This is a genomic window from Novosphingobium sp. B-7 (genome assembly GCF_000410615.1).
Classification (GTDB): domain Bacteria; phylum Pseudomonadota; class Alphaproteobacteria; order Sphingomonadales; family Sphingomonadaceae; genus Novosphingobium; species Novosphingobium capsulatum.
In genome coordinates this window covers 1384-2561 of the sequence record NZ_KE148518.1, presented here as the reverse complement: position 1 = coordinate 2561, position 1178 = coordinate 1384, and the positions used below count along the sequence as shown (strand labels likewise).

General features: G+C 68.6%; 1 protein-coding gene. It reads right to left on the bottom strand.

All coding sequences use genetic code 11. From position 1 onward, the window contains the following. Positions 1–1178 (bottom strand): tetratricopeptide repeat protein (locus H926_RS35355; protein ID WP_237741191.1); only part of this gene is annotated, 1178 nt, incomplete at both ends.

Sequence of the window (1178 nt, the reverse complement as noted above, 5' to 3'; positions counted from 1 at the left end):
CCCCCCCAGCCAGTCGGCATCGGCCAGGGCACCGGTGCGGTCTCCCTCCTGCGCGCGCAGGGCAGCGCGCAGGCGGCGCATGTCGCGCGCGTCGGGGGTCTTGGCCAGCAGCGCGTCGGCCCCCTCCAGTGCCTCGGTCGTGCGGCCCAGCATCGAGAGCGCGACCACGCGCACGGGCTGCAGCGGCAGATCGGGCGCGAGGACAAGCGCGGCGTCGGTATCGGCCAAAGACGGGCCATATTGGCCCATCGCCAGGTGCGCGCTGGCCCGCCCGGCCAGAGTGCGCGGGTTGCGCGGATCGATCGCGATGGCGTGGTCATAGGCAGCGATGGCGTCGGCCATCTTCTGCGCCTTGAGCGCGACCAGCCCCTTGGCCGCCCAGGCCATGTCGTATTTGTCGTCCAGCGCCAGTGCGGCATCGGCCGTTTCGGTGGCGCGGGCATCGCCCTGGCTGGCATAGGCAAAGGCCAGCAGCCCTTGCGCGATCGGCTGCTTGGCATCGACCGCCAGCGACGCATTCAGGCCGGCGATGGCGCCGGGCATGTCGCCCCGGTCAAACGCAGCCGCGCCGCGTACCAGCCAGGCATGGGCCAGCGCCGGCTTGTCGGCGGCGAGGGCAGCCATGTCGGCATCGGTCGCTTCATACATCGCGGGCAGGCGGATGAACTGGCCATGGTTGCCCAGTTCGGCCATGCGATCGCGCACTTTGGCGGCATCGGCGGCGGGCAATTCGGCCTTGAGAGCGCGGGTGTCGTTGTCCATCGTCACCGTGTCGCCATCCAGCGTCACGCGGCGGTGAAAGGCATAGAGGCCGCCCACGGTTTCATCCACGTCGCTCGCTTGCAGGGTAAAGTCCTTGCTGCCACGCGGCAGGCGCACGGTTTCGTGGTTGGCCCACCAATCGGGATAATCAAACGCAAAGGGCGCATCGGCCAGCAAGGTGCCCTCGCGCTGCACATCGGGTTTCCACCCTACGCGCGCGCGATCGAGTTCGTACCAGCGCATCGATCCGCTCGATGTCCACTCCATCTTGGCGGTGCCGGTCATGCCCAGCACATAATCGCCGCTGGCCTCGTCCAGAGTGGCCGTCACGGTTTGCGGGGTAACGAAATCATAGACATCGCGCCACAGCTTGCGCAGCTGGCGTTCGCGCTCGGCCGTGGCCAGGCCGGCATATT